This window comes from Bacillus sp. mrc49, assembly GCF_002803435.1.
Genome location: NZ_PHNG01000689.1, coordinates 24,980 through 40,523, shown reverse-complemented (window position 1 = coordinate 40,523; position 15,544 = coordinate 24,980). Strand labels below are relative to the sequence as shown.

19 protein-coding genes are annotated in these 15,544 nt (G+C 43.6%); all 19 read left to right on the top strand.

Features of this window, described 5'->3' with window-relative positions:
* The first annotated feature begins 68 nt into the window (after nucleotides 1–68).
* The 19 genes from aroQ to CVN76_RS13110 all read left to right on the top strand — a co-directional run bounded on the left by aroQ (nucleotide 69) and on the right by CVN76_RS13110 (nucleotide 15,505).
* A complete protein-coding gene (aroQ, locus tag CVN76_RS13200) occupies nucleotides 69–515 on the top strand; it encodes a type II 3-dehydroquinate dehydratase (protein ID WP_061142017.1) in 447 nt (148 codons plus the stop codon).
* On the top strand, nucleotides 516–1,577 hold the full coding sequence (locus CVN76_RS13195) for a M24 family metallopeptidase (RefSeq protein ID WP_100531632.1): 1,062 nt from the start codon (nucleotides 516–518) through the stop codon (nucleotides 1,575–1,577).
* Nucleotides 1,578–1,603: 26 nt separating this feature from the next.
* Entirely contained in the window at nucleotides 1,604–2,161 is a 558-nt protein-coding gene (gene efp, locus CVN76_RS13190) for an elongation factor P (RefSeq protein WP_034308328.1), read from the top strand.
* A 798-nt stretch (nucleotides 2,162–2,959) separates the two neighbouring features.
* Nucleotides 2,960–3,892 (top strand): stage III sporulation protein AA, encoded by a 933-nt coding sequence (gene spoIIIAA / locus CVN76_RS13185; RefSeq protein WP_100531631.1) that lies wholly within the window; start codon nucleotides 2,960–2,962, stop codon nucleotides 3,890–3,892.
* On the top strand, nucleotides 3,885–4,400 hold the full coding sequence (gene spoIIIAB / locus CVN76_RS13180) for a stage III sporulation protein SpoIIIAB (RefSeq protein WP_061144415.1): 516 nt from the start codon (nucleotides 3,885–3,887) through the stop codon (nucleotides 4,398–4,400). The genes spoIIIAA and spoIIIAB overlap by 8 nt, the downstream gene beginning before the upstream one ends.
* Before the next feature lie 20 nt (nucleotides 4,401–4,420).
* Nucleotides 4,421–4,624: a stage III sporulation protein AC gene (gene spoIIIAC / locus CVN76_RS13175; RefSeq protein WP_034308319.1), complete on the top strand. Its 204-nt coding sequence runs from the start codon at nucleotides 4,421–4,423 to the stop codon at nucleotides 4,622–4,624.
* A 7-nt stretch (nucleotides 4,625–4,631) separates the two neighbouring features.
* Entirely contained in the window at nucleotides 4,632–5,027 is a 396-nt protein-coding gene (gene spoIIIAD, locus CVN76_RS13170) for a stage III sporulation protein AD (protein WP_100531630.1), read from the top strand.
* Nucleotides 5,028–5,060: 33 nt separating this feature from the next.
* Nucleotides 5,061–6,269, top strand: a complete 1,209-nt coding sequence (gene spoIIIAE / locus CVN76_RS13165; RefSeq protein WP_100531629.1) for a stage III sporulation protein AE — start codon at nucleotides 5,061–5,063, stop codon at nucleotides 6,267–6,269.
* A 15-nt stretch (nucleotides 6,270–6,284) separates the two neighbouring features.
* Nucleotides 6,285–6,893 (top strand): stage III sporulation protein AF, encoded by a 609-nt coding sequence (gene spoIIIAF / locus CVN76_RS13160; protein ID WP_061144413.1) that lies wholly within the window; start codon nucleotides 6,285–6,287, stop codon nucleotides 6,891–6,893.
* A gap of 8 nt (nucleotides 6,894–6,901) precedes the next feature.
* Nucleotides 6,902–7,570, top strand: a complete 669-nt coding sequence (spoIIIAG, locus tag CVN76_RS13155; protein ID WP_061144412.1) for a stage III sporulation protein AG — start codon at nucleotides 6,902–6,904, stop codon at nucleotides 7,568–7,570.
* Between the two features lie 14 nt (nucleotides 7,571–7,584).
* A complete protein-coding gene (locus CVN76_RS13150; RefSeq protein ID WP_100531628.1) occupies nucleotides 7,585–8,190 on the top strand; it encodes a SpoIIIAH-like family protein in 606 nt (201 codons plus the stop codon).
* A gap of 596 nt (nucleotides 8,191–8,786) precedes the next feature.
* On the top strand, nucleotides 8,787–9,278 hold the full coding sequence (gene accB, locus CVN76_RS13145; RefSeq protein ID WP_100531627.1) for an acetyl-CoA carboxylase biotin carboxyl carrier protein: 492 nt from the start codon (nucleotides 8,787–8,789) through the stop codon (nucleotides 9,276–9,278).
* Between the two features lie 14 nt (nucleotides 9,279–9,292).
* The gene (gene accC / locus CVN76_RS13140; protein WP_100531626.1) at nucleotides 9,293–10,645 is read left to right on the top strand and encodes an acetyl-CoA carboxylase biotin carboxylase subunit; all 1,353 of its coding nucleotides are present in this window, start codon (nucleotides 9,293–9,295) and stop codon (nucleotides 10,643–10,645) included.
* Between the two features lie 37 nt (nucleotides 10,646–10,682).
* Nucleotides 10,683–11,087, top strand: coding sequence for an Asp23/Gls24 family envelope stress response protein (locus CVN76_RS13135; RefSeq protein WP_397252445.1), 405 nt, complete (start codon nucleotides 10,683–10,685; stop codon nucleotides 11,085–11,087).
* Nucleotides 11,088–11,539: 452 nt separating this feature from the next.
* A complete protein-coding gene (gene nusB, locus CVN76_RS13130; protein WP_061144407.1) occupies nucleotides 11,540–11,932 on the top strand; it encodes a transcription antitermination factor NusB in 393 nt (130 codons plus the stop codon).
* A gap of 69 nt (nucleotides 11,933–12,001) precedes the next feature.
* Nucleotides 12,002–12,877 carry a bifunctional methylenetetrahydrofolate dehydrogenase/methenyltetrahydrofolate cyclohydrolase FolD gene (folD, locus tag CVN76_RS13125; RefSeq protein ID WP_100531625.1) on the top strand — a complete coding sequence of 292 codons (876 nt, stop codon included), beginning with the start codon at nucleotides 12,002–12,004 and terminating at the stop codon, nucleotides 12,875–12,877.
* Between the two features lie 150 nt (nucleotides 12,878–13,027).
* On the top strand, nucleotides 13,028–14,380 hold the full coding sequence (gene xseA / locus CVN76_RS13120; protein ID WP_100531624.1) for an exodeoxyribonuclease VII large subunit: 1,353 nt from the start codon (nucleotides 13,028–13,030) through the stop codon (nucleotides 14,378–14,380).
* Complete coding sequence (locus CVN76_RS13115) at nucleotides 14,377–14,610, top strand: exodeoxyribonuclease VII small subunit (protein ID WP_061144404.1); 234 nt, start codon at nucleotides 14,377–14,379, stop codon at nucleotides 14,608–14,610. The genes xseA and CVN76_RS13115 overlap by 4 nt, the downstream gene beginning before the upstream one ends.
* Nucleotide 14,611: 1 nt before the next feature.
* On the top strand, nucleotides 14,612–15,505 hold the full coding sequence (locus tag CVN76_RS13110) for a polyprenyl synthetase family protein (RefSeq protein ID WP_100531623.1): 894 nt from the start codon (nucleotides 14,612–14,614) through the stop codon (nucleotides 15,503–15,505).
* Nucleotides 15,506–15,544: the final 39 nt, after the last annotated feature.

The window sequence follows — 15,544 nt, the reverse complement described above, 5'->3', positions numbered from 1 at the left end:
AGACAATTTGCAATTATGGTAGAATGTTGATGGTAAGCATTCTTTTATGTATGAGCAGGTGTTGGATGATGACAAAAATCTTATTAATCAATGGTCCGAATTTAAATCGGTTAGGGAAGCGGGAGCCGGCGCATTATGGATCCTCTACGCTTGCGGATGTGGAAGCCATTTTACAACTGCAAGCTGAAGGGATGCATGTGGAATTGTCTTCTTTTCAATCAAACCATGAAGGAGCTATCATCGATAAGCTCCATTGGTCAGAGGATCATGGAATCGACGGGATTATCATTAATCCTGGTGCTTTTACTCATTATAGCTATGCGATTCGTGATGCAATTGCCGGAATTGATGTTCCGGTTGTGGAAGTGCATATTTCGAACATCCATGCCCGTGAAAGCTTTCGGCATGAATCGGTGACCGCACCCGTTACGGCGGGACAGATTGTCGGCTTGGGGATACACGGATATGAATTGGCATTGCAGGCGATCACAAAGATTGCAAAGGGGAGAAATTGAATGAATAAACTTATTAGCTTAAGAGCTTCAATGGAAAAGGCGGGCATTGATGGCTTTTTGATCACCAGTACATATAACCGCCGATATATGACTAATTTTACGGGGAGCGCAGGTGTCGTACTGATTTCCCAGAAAGAAGCTAAATTCATCACTGATTTCCGCTACGTGGAGCAAGCGGGCAAGCAGGCAACGGATTATGAAATCGTTCAGCACAAAGGGACCATAATCGAAGAAGTCGGTAAGCAGGCTAAAGAAATGAATATCGGCACGCTCGGTTTCGAACAGGAGCATCTCTCTTTTGCAACTTACAAGACATACGAAGCAGCTGTTGAAGCCAAACTTACGCCTGTGTCTGGAGTTATTGAGAATTTACGCTTGATAAAGACTTCATCAGAGATTAAGATATTAAAGGAAGCGGCTGCTATTGCCGATGCTGCCTATACACATATCCTCGATTTCATCCGTCCAGGAATTTCGGAATTGGATGTATCCAATGAACTTGAATTCTTCATGAGGAAACAGGGGGCAACTTCTTCTTCCTTTGATATAATTGTGGCATCCGGCAAGAGGTCGGCACTTCCCCATGGAGTGGCTACGGATAAAATCATTGAAAAAGGCGATTTTGTCACATTGGATTACGGAGCATACTATCACGGGTATGTGTCTGATATAACTCGGACATTAGCAGTTGGCAAGCCGAGTGAAGAACTTATTAACATTTATGACATTGTTTTAGAAGCGCAGCTGCGCGGAATGGCTGGGATCAAACCTGGCATGACGGGCAGGGAAGCGGATGCACTAACTCGTAACTTAATTGAAGAAAAGGGATTCGGGCAGTATTTTGGACATTCGACCGGACATGGAATCGGTCTTGAAGTTCATGAAGGCCCAGCATTATCCTTAAGGTCTGATATCATTTTGGAACCAGGTATGGCCGTAACCGTTGAACCGGGCATTTACTTGCCGGGCGTTGGCGGGGTACGGATTGAAGATGATACAATCGTTACAATTGACGGTAACGAAGCACTTACTCATTCAACGAAAGAGTTAATCATTCTGTAAACATGTACATGTAGGAGGACAAATTTATGATTTCTGTAAACGATTTTCGCACGGGTGTTACGATTGAGGTAGATAACGGAATTTGGCAGGTTATCGAGTTCCAACATGTTAAACCTGGAAAAGGTGCAGCCTTTGTACGTTCTAAGCTTCGCAATCTCCGTACAGGTTCCATCCAAGAGAAAACATTCCGTGCCGGTGAGAAAGTTGCAAAGGCACATATCGAAAACCGCAAAATGCAGTACCTTTATGCAAGCGGCGATAGCCATGTATTCATGGATAACGAAACATATGACCAAATCGAGCTGCCTGCTTCGAGCATCGAGCGCGAATTGAAATTCCTTAAAGAAAATATGGAAGTGCATATCATGACCTTCCAAGCCGAAACGCTTGGAGTTGAGCTTCCGAATACAGTGGAACTTGAAGTTGCGGAAACTGAGCCTGGAATTAAAGGCGATACATCTTCAGGCGGAACGAAATCAGCTGTGCTTGAGACAGGCCTATCCGTTCAAGTACCATTCTTCATCAACCAAGGTGACAAATTATTGATCAATACGAACGAAGGTTCATACGTATCACGCGCATAATGGCTAGAAGGCCGAGATTCCTATCTCGGTCTTTCATTTATAGAGAAAAGGGGTTCGGAATTAAATTTCCGAACCCCTTTTAATATTCCCCTTTGAACCTTCGCTTACCTTTTTGATCCCCTTATAGCAACCCGACTCAGGTATGCTTTTCTTTTGCACTCTTCTTTTACTCTTCTCTTAATGAATAAAAAATTCAGGGAGAAAAGTTGTTAAAACCAAGTTGAATCGAGCGGGAAGCGAGAGTCCTGAGGGAAGGCAACGATCTAATCTACAGTTCCTCGCGAGTTTAACCACTGTACTCTCCAGTTTTGGGCTTTGCATCGAATTCGAGACGATTTCTCATAAAAATACTGCGTTTGCCCTGCTTTTTGTACCTTTTCCCGCTAGCTACATGTGGACTGTCGGGATGACATCCTCGTTTTCACGCAAAGTGGAGGAAAGCGGGTGTGCGTGCGACACTCCCGCGGTGAATGCCTGTCTTCGTGAAACTCTGTAGGAGCAAAGCCTGCGGGTGCTCACGGATCGCCCGCAGTGCAATGAAACGGTCTAAATACAGATTTACCAAAACTGGCGTGCAGCAGGATGTAATTTTTGTTTTTACGTAAAGTACAAAAAAGCTCAATTATTATCGCATTTGACGATGGCGATGGCAGAGATAGATGTCTCGGCCTTTTGTTGCTTTTTTAGCAAGGTCCATAAACCTTCGATAAATGGCCAGTTTCTTTAATAGCTTGGCATCAATAACGACCGACCGGCATATATTTTATTGAAAGTGGTGTATACAGGAGGATTGTCAAAATGGAAACGATTCTTTCTTTTTTACCGAAAACCCTATACGAGCAGCTCCAGGGTATGACACCGATGATGATAGAAAAAATGGAAGAGCTGCGAATACGGATCGGAAGACCGCTTGAGGTCATTATTGGTGGTGAACCTTTCTTCTTTTCGTATGCCGTTTCCAAAACGGATGCAGATCAATTATTGAACCAAATAGGTCAATTTTCGTTGTATACGCTTGAGGAAGAATTGAAGCGAGGCTATATAACCATCGCTGGAGGCCATCGAGTCGGCCTTGCCGGAAAGGTCATTCTGGAGAATGGAGCGGTCAAGGCAATAAGGGATATTTCCTCATTCAATATCCGGATTGCCCGTGAGAAAGTCGGTGTGGCTGAGCCGCTTACTCCATATTTATATAATGGGGAATGGCAGCATACATTATTGATCGGTGCTCCGCAAACAGGAAAAACGACGGTGTTGCGGGATATTGCAAGAATGATATCCAGTGGAAATGAAAAGAGGGGCATAGCGCCGCAAAAGGTGGGTATTGTGGACGAGCGCTCGGAAATAGCAGGATGCGTTCATGGGGTGCCGCAGCTTGAATTTGGAACAAGGCTGGATGTCCTCGATGGATGTCCCAAAGCGGAAGGAATGATGATGATGATCCGTTCGATGTCACCGGATGTATTGGTCGTGGATGAAATAGGGCGAGCAGAAGATACCCAGGCAGTTCTCGAAGCGGTGAATGCGGGCATTAAACTCATGATAACAACACATGGACATACATTGGAAGAAATGAAGAAGCGGCCCTTCATCGCAGAGATATTAAAACAAAACATCTTTGAACGTTTTATCGAATTACGAAGAACGAAAGCCGGGACGCGAAGCTACAAAATCCTCGATGCAGCTGGGGTCCCTATTTTCTCTGGTGAAAGTGTGAAACCACATGTTTAAGTTGGTTGGTGCAGCGATCATCATCATAGCCACCACATGGGCAGGTTTCGAGGCTGCCAAAAAATTGAGTTTGAGGCCGCGGCAGCTGAGACAACTTAAAGTCGCGATGCAATCGCTTGAAGCGGAAATCATGTATGGACATACACCTTTGCAAGAAGCGGCAAGGAAGCTTTCCAAGCAGCTGACAAATCCATTATCCAACTTTTTCGAAACATTCGCCAATCGGCTCAAGTCAGGTGAGACCACCGTCAAGGAAGCATGGGATGAGAGCTTGAAGAAAATATGGAAATCCCTGGCCTTGAAGCAGGGGGAGTTCGAAATCCTTTCACAGTTCGGGGAGACGCTTGGGAAAAGCGATAGGCATCATCAACAAAAACAGATCATGCTGACGATGGCACATTTGGAACGGGAAGAGAGCGATGCGCTCGAACGACAGGGGAAATATGAAAAAATGATGAAAAGTCTTGGTTTTCTAACCGGATTGTTATTGATCATTTTGCTGATGTAGTTTATGTGGGGGGAATGAAAATGGGCATTGATGTGGACATCATATTTAAAATAGCGGGTGTGGGGCTTGTTGTAGCATTTCTTCATACGATACTCGACCAGGTTGGGAAGAAGGAGTATGCCCAGTGGGTGACACTTTTCGGATTCATCTATATTTTATTCATGGTCGCATCTGTAGTGGAGGACTTATTCCAAAAAATTAAATCTGTATTCCTATTTCAGTAAGGGGGGATTGGCGATTGAAATCATAAAAATCGTAGCCATTGCCCTGGTTGCCACCTTTCTGGCCTTGATCGTCAAGGAGCAAAAACCAAATTTGGCATTCCTGCTTATCGTTTTTGTAGGGTGCTCCATTTTTCTTTTTCTGGCAGATAAAATATACGAGATCATTTTAATGTTAGAGAAAATCGCAGTTAATGCCAATGTAAATACGGTCTATCTGGAGACCATCTTAAAAATAATCGGAATTGCCTATATTGCCGAGTTCGCATCGCAAATTACGAAAGATGCCGGGCAGGGCTCGCTCGCTTCAAAAATAGAATTGAGCGGAAAAATCCTGATCCTGGCGATGGCAATTCCAATATTGACGGTCATTATCGAAACGATCATTCAGATGCTCCCGAGTTAATGGATTATTCCTACTAGTCAATGAGGTGAATGTATGAAGCAGCGGATGCCTTACTTATCGATCCTATTCATTTTACTCTTTTTTTTGCATACATCTATTGGACAAGCTGCCGAAAATCCTGAAAATGCAGAAAGCGTTCAAGAGCCGATCATGCAGTCCGAACTGGTACAAGCCCAAATAGAAAGACTGGGGGTCGATGAGCTTAAACAATATTGGGATGACATTGTCACGGAATATGGTGGATTCTTACCGGAAAGCCAGAAAGGGAGTTTCATGGATTTTGTAAGCGGGGATAAGAAATTCTCCTTTGACCAGTGGCTAAAGGGCATCACAAAGTTCGTTTTTCATGAGCTGCTCGTCAACGGCAAGCTGCTGGGGTCACTTATCCTGTTAACCGTTTTCAGCATGTTTTTGCAGAATTTGCAGAATGCGTTTGAGCAAAGTTCTGTGAGTAAGGTCGCTTATGCAATCGTTTATATGGTGCTTATCATTCTGGCGCTCAACAGTTTTCATGTGGCGATCGAATATACAAAAGACACGATAGATTTGATGATTTCCTTTTTGATGGCGCTCATCCCGCTTCTTTTGGCTTTGATAGCTGCGTCGGGCGGGCTTGTGTCAGCTGCCTTCTTCCATCCGGTCTTAATGTTTTTAATGAACACGAGCGGCATCCTGGTGCAATTCATCGTCCTCCCCTTATTATTCTTTGCAGCGATTTTGAGCATCGTCAGCACGCTGACCGAACATTACAAAGTAACTCAGCTCGCCCAGCTTCTCCGTAACTTTGCCATCGGCATCCTTGGAGCGTTCATGACCATATTCCTTGGCGTCATTTCCGTTCAAGGGGCATCCTCCGCTGTAGCGGACGGGGTTACGATCAGAACGGCCAAATTCGTGACAGGTAACTTCATACCAGTAATCGGGCGCATGTTCACTGATGCAACGGATACGGTCATCAGTGCCTCCGTCCTTCTGAAAAATACGGTGGGCTTATCGGGCGTCATCATATTGCTGCTCATTACGACCTTTCCAGCGATAAAGATCCTGATGATTTCATTTGTCTATAAACTGGCAGCCAGTCTTTTGCAGCCGCTTGGCGGCGGCCCGGTAATAAAATGCCTCGACATCATCAGTAAAAGCATGATTTATATTTTTGCTGCATTGGCGATCGTATCACTCATGTTCTTTTTAAGTATCACGGTAATCATCGCCTCTGGAAACATTACCCTGATGGTTCGTTAGAAAGGAGGGGGCTTGGTGAGTTTTTTAGCTGGCTGGGTATCCAATATCATCGTGTTCGTTCTGCTTGCCACAGTAATCGATATGCTTCTTCCCAATTCAGCATTGCAGAAATATGCCAAAATGGTCATCGGACTATTATTGATTGCGATCATCATCACTCCTATATTGGGGTTATTCAATAAGGATTTCGATGAAATATTATCTGCCGCGACGAGCGAATTCGAAAATCAGAAAAAAAAAGATTTGGGAAATTTGACAGAAATGAAGAAAAAAGAAATACAAGCTACCCAGGGTGCATATATTTTAAAACAAATGGCTGTTGACTTAAAGGCAGATGTGGAAGAGGAGCTGATGAAGGATTATAACATGAAGATCAGTGCGATTGATGTTGCCGTCAAGAATGAGGAAAAACCAAGCGTGGAAGATTTGCAAAATATCAACATATCTTTGGAAAAGGCAGAAGGGAAAGAAGACACTTCGATAGAGGCTGTTGCAAAAATCGATATTAACGCAGAGAGGCCATCACCTTCGAACGATGCCAATCTGGATGCGGTCAAAAGTTTTCTGGCAACAAGTTGGTCTGTCGATAAAGAGATCATTGAAATCGCCGGGGAAAGGAAGTGACTTAAGTATTGAACAAAGACAAAGGTCCATTATCCTGGCTGCAAAAACTATTGAATAAGGATCCTGACCAAAAAGAGCCGAAGGAAAAAAAACCTTCCCTGTATGTCTATGCTTTAATCGTTGTCCTTTTGGGAGCGGGAATCATGATGGCAGGTAATCTGTTAACCACCAACCAGACGGGACAAACATCCGACGTGAAGACGGTATTCAATAACAAGCAAGAAGAAAAGGATGATGTCGAAACATTCGGTCAGAAAAATCAATCCGAATTCAAGAACACGAAGGATTATGAAATATACCTTCAAAATGAAATGAAGGAAGCGTTGGAATCAATAACGGGAGTCAAGGATGTAAAAGTCGTGATCTACGTGGATGCATCCGAGAAAAAAGTATATGAAAGAAATAAAGTCACCCAAAAGCAGGTCACGCAAGAAACCGATCAGGAAGGCGGCAAAAGGACGGTCGAGGATACATCGGTGGATGAACAACTAGTTTTGGTCAAAAGCGGCGAAAAAGAAGGGCCGATCATTTCCGAAACAAAGAAACCTATTGTAAGGGGAGTCCTTGTAGTCGCTAAAGGAGCCGAAAACATTCAAATCAAAAAGTGGATCGTCGAAGCTGTCACACGATCACTTGATGTACCGAGTCATAGGGTTTCTGTCATGCCTAAAAAATAAGGGGGAAAATTATCATGTTATTAAAAAAGCAAACGGTTTGGTTATTGACTATGCTAAGTCTGGTCGTTGTCCTTTCAGTCTATTACTTAACCGCTCCTGAAGAAAATGCTGCCGATATGACGGCAACGGAGCAAGCGGAAAAGGCGGAAAATAAGGCAGAAAACAAAACGGAAATGAAAACAGACAACAAAGCTGAGACAAAAGGTGAAAGCAAAGGAAATAAAGAATCGTCCAAAAATGCAGAAGGTTCATCTGTAACGATAGCATCAGGTGATGAATTCGAATCATTAAGGATGCAGATTGAGGATGAACGCGCAAAGCTGAATGAAGAATTGACAGAAAAGATGGGCAATACAGACCTTTCGGCTGAAGAAAGAGACGAAGCGTATGCTAAAATCGAACAATTGAGTGAAACGAAGGTTAAAGAAAATATCATTGAAAACTTAATTGTGGCCATGGATTATAATGCTGCATTGGTTCGCGTCGATGGTACGGATGTTAAGGTGAGTGTCAAGGCTGATAAACAAACTAAAACAGAAGCCAACAACATTATCCGCCTGGTCCGCAAAGAAGTGAGCGATGCACAAAATGTAGTGGTCGATTTCCAACCTGAAAAATAATCTCAAGTCAGAAGGAAACTCTGATACACAACAGCTCTAGTTTGAAGGTCTCCCTTTATAAAAAAAGGGATTTTTTTTTGTCTTTTTTTTCGTTAGTGTATCAGGAGTAAATTTTAGAGGAAAAGCTTTTTTTTGCCATTTGATAGTGGGAAATCAACCAGGTATAAAGAATATACTTTTCTAAAATAGTAATTTAAAGTGGTGTTACTTTTACTCCAGAAGGATAATCGCTGAAATATCCGGGGATATGCCAAGGAAATGAAGGGTTAAGAATTCACAATATTATAATAAGGGTGTAGAATGGAAGTATGGATATCAACTTGCAACTAATCTATCATTGAATTTGTATAAGCTAATATTGTATGATGTTAGAAGCTGGTCATAAATTTTTCAATTCTCTACAGGAAACAATATTTTGGGAAAGTGAAATTCCTGTTATAAAACAGGTAGAGTGAATTCGCTTTCGGATGGAGGACCGGCTTCATCTTGCAGAATTGGACAAGATAGAGATAAGCTGAGGATAAGAGGGTATAAGATGTTACATAAAATATTATTGCCTCACAAACTCATATTAAATTAGACAAGGGGTGCACAAAATGAAAGTGCAAGAAATTCGTGAAATCATCAAGCTAGTCGATCAATCCAATATAAGTGAATTCGTTTATGAAAATGAAGGAACGAAAATTAAATTAAAGAAAACTGAAACGGTTACAGCCATCCAGCCGGCAATTTCTCTGGATGCCGTTCAAGCCAATGCAGCTGTCGAGGTTAAGCCTGCCGCTGCTCCTGAGACGGTAAAAGCTGTTGAACCGGCAGCACCGGCTCCTGCTGTCTCTGAACGGGAAAATTTACATAAGATCACATCTCCTATGGTAGGGACATTTTACCAATCACCTGCACCGGATTCTCCGGCATACGTAAAAGCGGGCGCTAAAGTGACTACGGATTCGATTGTCTGCATCGTCGAGGCGATGAAACTCTTCAATGAAATCGAAGCCGAAGTTAGCGGTGAAATCATTGAAGTCCTTGTAAAAGAAGGGCAACTTGTAGAATATGGTCAACCATTATTTTTAGTAAAGCCGGAATGAGGAGCTGTTTCTAAATGATTAAAAAGGTATTAATTGCCAATCGAGGCGAGATTGCTGTCCGAATCATCCGGGCATGCAAGGAGCTGGGGATTGAGACTGTAGCGGTTTATTCGGAAGCTGACAAAGAAGCACTACATGTCCAAATTGCCGATGAAGCCTATTGCATCGGTCCCAAACTATCCAAAGACAGTTATTTAAATACAACGAACATCATCAGTACTGCCAAGAAAACAGGATCGGATGCGATTCACCCTGGATATGGTTTCCTTGCTGAGAATGCGAATTTTGCGGAGCTTTGCCGTGAATGCAATATCATATTCATCGGTCCTAGCCCTGAAGCGATCAATAAAATGGGAACAAAAGACGTGGCAAGGGAAACGATGCGAAAAGCTGGGGTTCCGATCGTTCCCGGTTCCAAAGGCATCATCAAAGATACGGACGAGGGAGTGGCCCTTGCCAATGAAATGGGCTACCCAGTCATCATCAAAGCCACTGCCGGCGGCGGCGGTAAAGGGATCCGGGTCGCAAGGACCGAAGAAGATCTCATCAAGGGCATTAACATCACGCAACAAGAAGCGGCGACGGCTTTCGGCAATCCGGGTGTTTATATTGAGAAATACATTGAAGACTTCCGTCATGTTGAAATTCAAGTCATGGCCGATAACCATGGCAATGCCATCCATTTAGGTGAGCGTGACTGTTCCATTCAACGACGCTTGCAAAAGCTGGTTGAAGAAACTCCATCTCCGGCACTGGATGGTGAAACACGTGCTGAAATGGGGCAGGCTGCAGTTACGGCGGCTCTTGCGGTTAATTATTCAGGAGCCGGAACCGTCGAATTTATTTATGACTATGTGAATAGAAAATACTACTTTATGGAAATGAATACACGTATCCAGGTTGAACACCCAGTCACGGAAATGGTGACAGGAGTGGATTTGATCAAAGAACAGATCAAGGTCGCTTCAGGTGATAAACTATCCCTTTCACAAGAGGATGTAACGTTTGACGGCTGGTCCATCGAATGCCGGATCAATGCGGAAAACCCAGAAAAGAATTTTATGCCTTCAGCTGGAAAAATACACATGTATTTACCTCCAGGAGGGTATGGAGTAAGGGTGGACTCCGCAGCATACCCAGGGTACTCGATACCGCCATATTATGATTCCATGATTGCTAAATTGATTGTCCATGCACCGACAAGAGAAGAAGCGATCGAGAAAATGAAGCGCGCTTTAGGTGAGTTTGTCATTGAAGGAATCAGCACAACCATTCCGTTCCATATTAAGTTGCTTCAGCATGAACAATTCGTATCGGGAGAATTTAATACCAAATTCCTTGAAATATATGATGTAATGAACTCATAATGTAAAGGAAGACAGGAGGTGCTTTTGAATGAGTGAAATGGAAGGCCAATTACTCGAAATGAATGATTTTAATAGTGGACTGGGCAAAGTGGAGATTGCACCTGAGGTGATAGAGGTAATTGCGGGCATTGCTGCATCGGAAGTTGAAGGTGTTGCACATATGCGCGGTAATTTCGCTACTGGTGTAGTTGAAAAGCTTGGTAAAAAGAACCACGGTAAGGGTGTTAAAGTGGACTTGACGGGAGAATCGATCAAAGTCGAACTATATTGCGTCATGAAATTTGGTGTTTCAATTCCGAAAGTTGCCCAAGAAGTGCAAGACAACATTCGTGAAGCCTTGTTGAACATGACGGCCATCGATGCTGGTGAAGTGAACATCCATGTTGTTGGCATAGCATTTGAAAACGCGAAACAAGAAGCGGATTACGAACAAGAAGTGTAAGTGGCACCATTCGATCCACACCTGCAGAAACCCGGCAAAAAGCCGGGTTTTTGTTTGTTTGGATGCCGGCTCAATGATTGCATCGCTATTCATCCGGGCTGGACTGATAATATTACGGTAAATGAACATAATAAGGCGGTGCCTGGAAGTTTCCCTTTAATTCAAGGGTGATTTCTGTTATTGTGTAAAAGGTGAAATATGAGCATGAAAGCCAGGCAAGCACTTTTTTTTGACACATTCAAAGGGATTGAATCGTGTTTTCTTGCTGGAAAAGATCGTGGGATGATAGGTTGATCAAGGTGAGTATGCCTTTTTCTCCTTTGATTTTGTGAAAAACAGCTGAAATACGGAAGAATACGCTGTAAATCTTAATGTTTTTGAAAAAAAGTTATTTAATGTTCGTTTGTTCTGGCGTTTTCATATATAATAGTAGATGTTAAAGGAGTAAGATTATGAAAAGAAGAGTAGCCCGTGAAAAATCCCTTCAAGCACTATATCAGATTGATATTGCCAAGTCGGGTGCCGAAGAAGCAATGGAAAGCGTATTGGATGGCGCTCCTACTGATGAATATTTCAAGAAATTAGTCATGGGGATTACGGAAAATCGAGAACAGCTTGATGGAATGATCAGGGACAATTTAGAGAACTGGACGCTGGAAAGATTAGCGAACATTGATCGGAATTTACTGAGAATCGCGATTTATGAAATGGTTCACAGTGAAGATGTTCCTGTAAGTGTCGCAATGAATGAAGCTATTGAAATTGCTAAGAAATTCGGTGATGATCAATCAAGCAGCTTTGTGAATGCCGTTTTATCCAAAGTGAAGGTGAAAAGCGACAGCTAAGGCTGCAGTCTAGAGCCATGAATCTCCCGGCAATTTCTTTAGCAAAATTAACTTGGGAGGAATATACACATGTCAGCTCAAATCATTAATGGTAAAGAAATTGCAGAGGCAGTTAGGCAGGAAATCAGCAAGGAAGTTCAACATTTACGTGAAAAAGATATGGTCCCGGGTTTGGCTGTCATCCTCGTCGGTGATAACCAAGCCTCACAGACTTATGTACGCAATAAGCAAAAAGCCTGTGAAGACGTGGGGATGCATTCCGTTTTGATCAAAAAGCCTGCAAATCTATCTCAGGATGAATTAATGCAGAGCATCGATGAACTGAACCAGGATGAAAGCATTCATGGCATATTGGTGCAGCTGCCATTGCCAGGGCATATTTCTGAAAAGGCGATCATTGAAGCGATTTCCCCGGAAAAGGATGTGGATGGGTTCCATCCGATTAACATTGGGCGGATGATGACCGGTCAGGATGCTTTCTTACCTTGTACGCCATACGGGATTATGGTGATGCTTGAGCATATTGGCTATGAGCTTGAAGGAAAGCATGTGGTCATTGTCGGAAGAAGCAATATCGTCGGGAAACCAGCCGGACAATTGTTTTTAAATGCGAACGCAACCGTTACATACTGTCATTCAAAGACAAAGGATCTTGCGTATTTCACCAAGCAAGCTGATGTGGTCGTGGCAGCCGTCGGTAAGAGGGATACGATCACAAGTGATCATATTAAGGAAGGTGCGGTCGTCATTGATGTCGGGATGAACAGGAATGATGAAGGAAAGCTTTGCGGTGATGTGGCGTTTGAAGAAGTGAAAAACAAGGCTTCATACATTACCCCTGTTCCTAAAGGCGTCGGTCCCATGACGATTACCATGCTTATGAAGAATACGGTCAAATCTGCTCAAAAAACATTTGAACAGAGAAAATCAGCATTAAAAAGCTGAAAAAAGCGTTAAAACATTTAAAGAAGCGGACCTCTTGTTTTATAATAACGGGAGACCGCTTTTTTCCATTCATAAATTTTAATGACGTATTACGTGTAACCTATAGGTGAGCTTTCTTTATATCCGATTCCCGTCGGAAGGAGACATGATATGAGTAACCAGCAATATTTGAGCGTGTCGGCATTAACGAAGTACATTAAAAGGAAGTTTGACGCCGACCCCCATTTACAAAATGTGTACATAAAAGGTGAAATTTCGAATTTTAAACAACATACGAGCGGTCATATGTATTTTACGCTCAAGGATGAAAAGGCCCGCCTCCTCTCCGTTATGTTTGCCGCTAATTCCAAGGGGATGAAATTTCTGCCCGAAAATGGAATGAAGGTACTTGTAAAGGGTGATATTTCATTATATGAAGCGAGCGGACAGTATCAGCTTTATGTGAAAAGCATGGCCCCGGACGGAGTGGGCGATTTGTATCTGGCTTATGAGCAGCTGAAGAAAAAGCTGGAAGCGGCAGGGTTGTTTTTGGCCGAACATAAGAAAACGATTCCGCAGTACCCAAAATCGGTAGGGGTCATTACCTCTCCGACCGGTGCTGCATTGCGGGATATCCTGACTACCATCAAGCGGAGGTACCCTATTGCGAAGGTCATCGTATACCCTGCGCTTGTCCAAGGGAATAATGCCGCTAAATCGATTGCAAAAGCGATCACGATGGCTAATGCAAGGGCGGAGAGCGATGTGCTCATAGTTGGAAGGGGCGGCGGGTCGATCGAGGAGCTATGGGCTTTCAATGAAGAAATCGTGGCTGAATCGATCTATGATTCCGATATTCCGATCATTTCTGCTGTCGGACACGAAACTGATTTTACGATTGCAGACTTTGTCGCTGATATGCGTGCGCCGACACCGACAGGGGCAGCAGAGCTAGCGGTCCCGCATCTGAATGAAATACTGGAACGCCTGATGAACCGAAAGAATCGCTTGACCCGTTCGATTCGTGAGGCGGTGAATTTTGAACGCACCAAATTGACGAGGATGGAGAGATCCTATGCTTTCCGTTATCCTCATAAAATGTATGAACAAAAGCTTGAACAGCTTGACAGGACGAAGGACAGGCTTTTGAAGACAAGTACCCGGTACTTCTTGAAAAAGAAGGATGGGCTAAACCAATTGAACGATATTCTTAAGAAGCAGCATCCTGAACAAGCGGTCAAAAATGCTCAGGAAGAATTGCAGCAGCATGAAAAAAAATTGCGGCGGGCGATGGAAGCAATCTATCGGCATAAATCGCAGCAGTTCGTCCATATGACGGCCACATTATCTGCCCTCAGCCCGTTGAAAATCATGGAACGGGGCTATGGGTTGGTTTTTACTGGAGATGAGACGCTCGTGAAAAGCACGCAGCAGGTATCCATTGGGGAAAAGATAGCCGTTTCCATAAAGGATGGCACTCTTGAGTGTGAAATTAAAGATATTAAGGAGCGAATTGAACCATGACAAAAAAACAGGAAGCTACATTCGAAGAAGCGATGGAGAATCTCGAGAAAATTGTGGAACAGCTTGAAGAGGGCGATGTGCCCCTTGAAGAAGCCATTTCCATATATAAACAAGGTATGGACTTATCCAGGCTTTGTCATACGAAGCTTAAGGCGGTTGAAGATCAGCTGACCCAAATTTTACGGGAAGACGGCGAACTTGAAAACTTCGTTGTCCAGGAGGAAGAATAACATGAGTCCAACATCCTTCGATCTTTTTTCTAAAGAATACAAAGCAATAATCGAAACGGAAATCATTGAATACATCAAGAAGCTTGACGCTCCGGCTGTGGTGAAAGAGGCGATGACCTATTCACTCGAAGCCGGCGGAAAAAGAATACGCCCTTTATTGGTTTTTGCGGTGTTGGAGGCATTCGGGAAAAACTTGAGAATGGGAATTCCGGCAGCGGCAGCGATTGAAATGATCCATACCTATTCTTTGATTCATGATGACCTTCCCGCGATGGATGATGATGATCTCCGCCGCGGAAAACCGACGAACCATAAGGTATTCGGTGAGGCCGTAGCCGTTCTTGCCGGTGATGCCTTACTTACATATAGCTTCCAATTGATCTCGGGTATGAACGATCCCGAGGTGACGGCCCAAATGAAACTGGACCTTGTAAGCGAAATTGCCAAGTCTGCCGGAGCAGAGGGGATGGTTGGCGGTCAAGTCGCCGATATGGAAGGTGAAGATAAGCAGTTGACCCTCAGGGAATTGGAGTATATCCATGAACATAAAACGGGCAAGCTGCTGACGGCAAGTGTTCTCTCCGGAGCCATATTATCAGGAGCGAATGAAGAGCAGCTTCAGCATTTGCGGGACTTTGGCTACCACCTAGGGCTTGCTTTTCAGATACGGGATGATATTCTGGATATTGAAGGATCTGTTGAGTTGATTGGCAAGCCGGTTGGCAGTGATGAAGGAAACCATAAAAGCACATATCCTTCACTGCTTTCGCTCCAAGGGGCGAAGGAGAAGCTTGAACAGCATATTGGCCTTGCCCATGCCTCTTTAGCAAAAACGGCCCTGGAAACAGATTTGCTGAATGAGCTGACGGATTTAATAGCCACCCGAAATCATTGATTGTGGCTAAATTTGTTATCAATTAAGGTTTTATGGTAT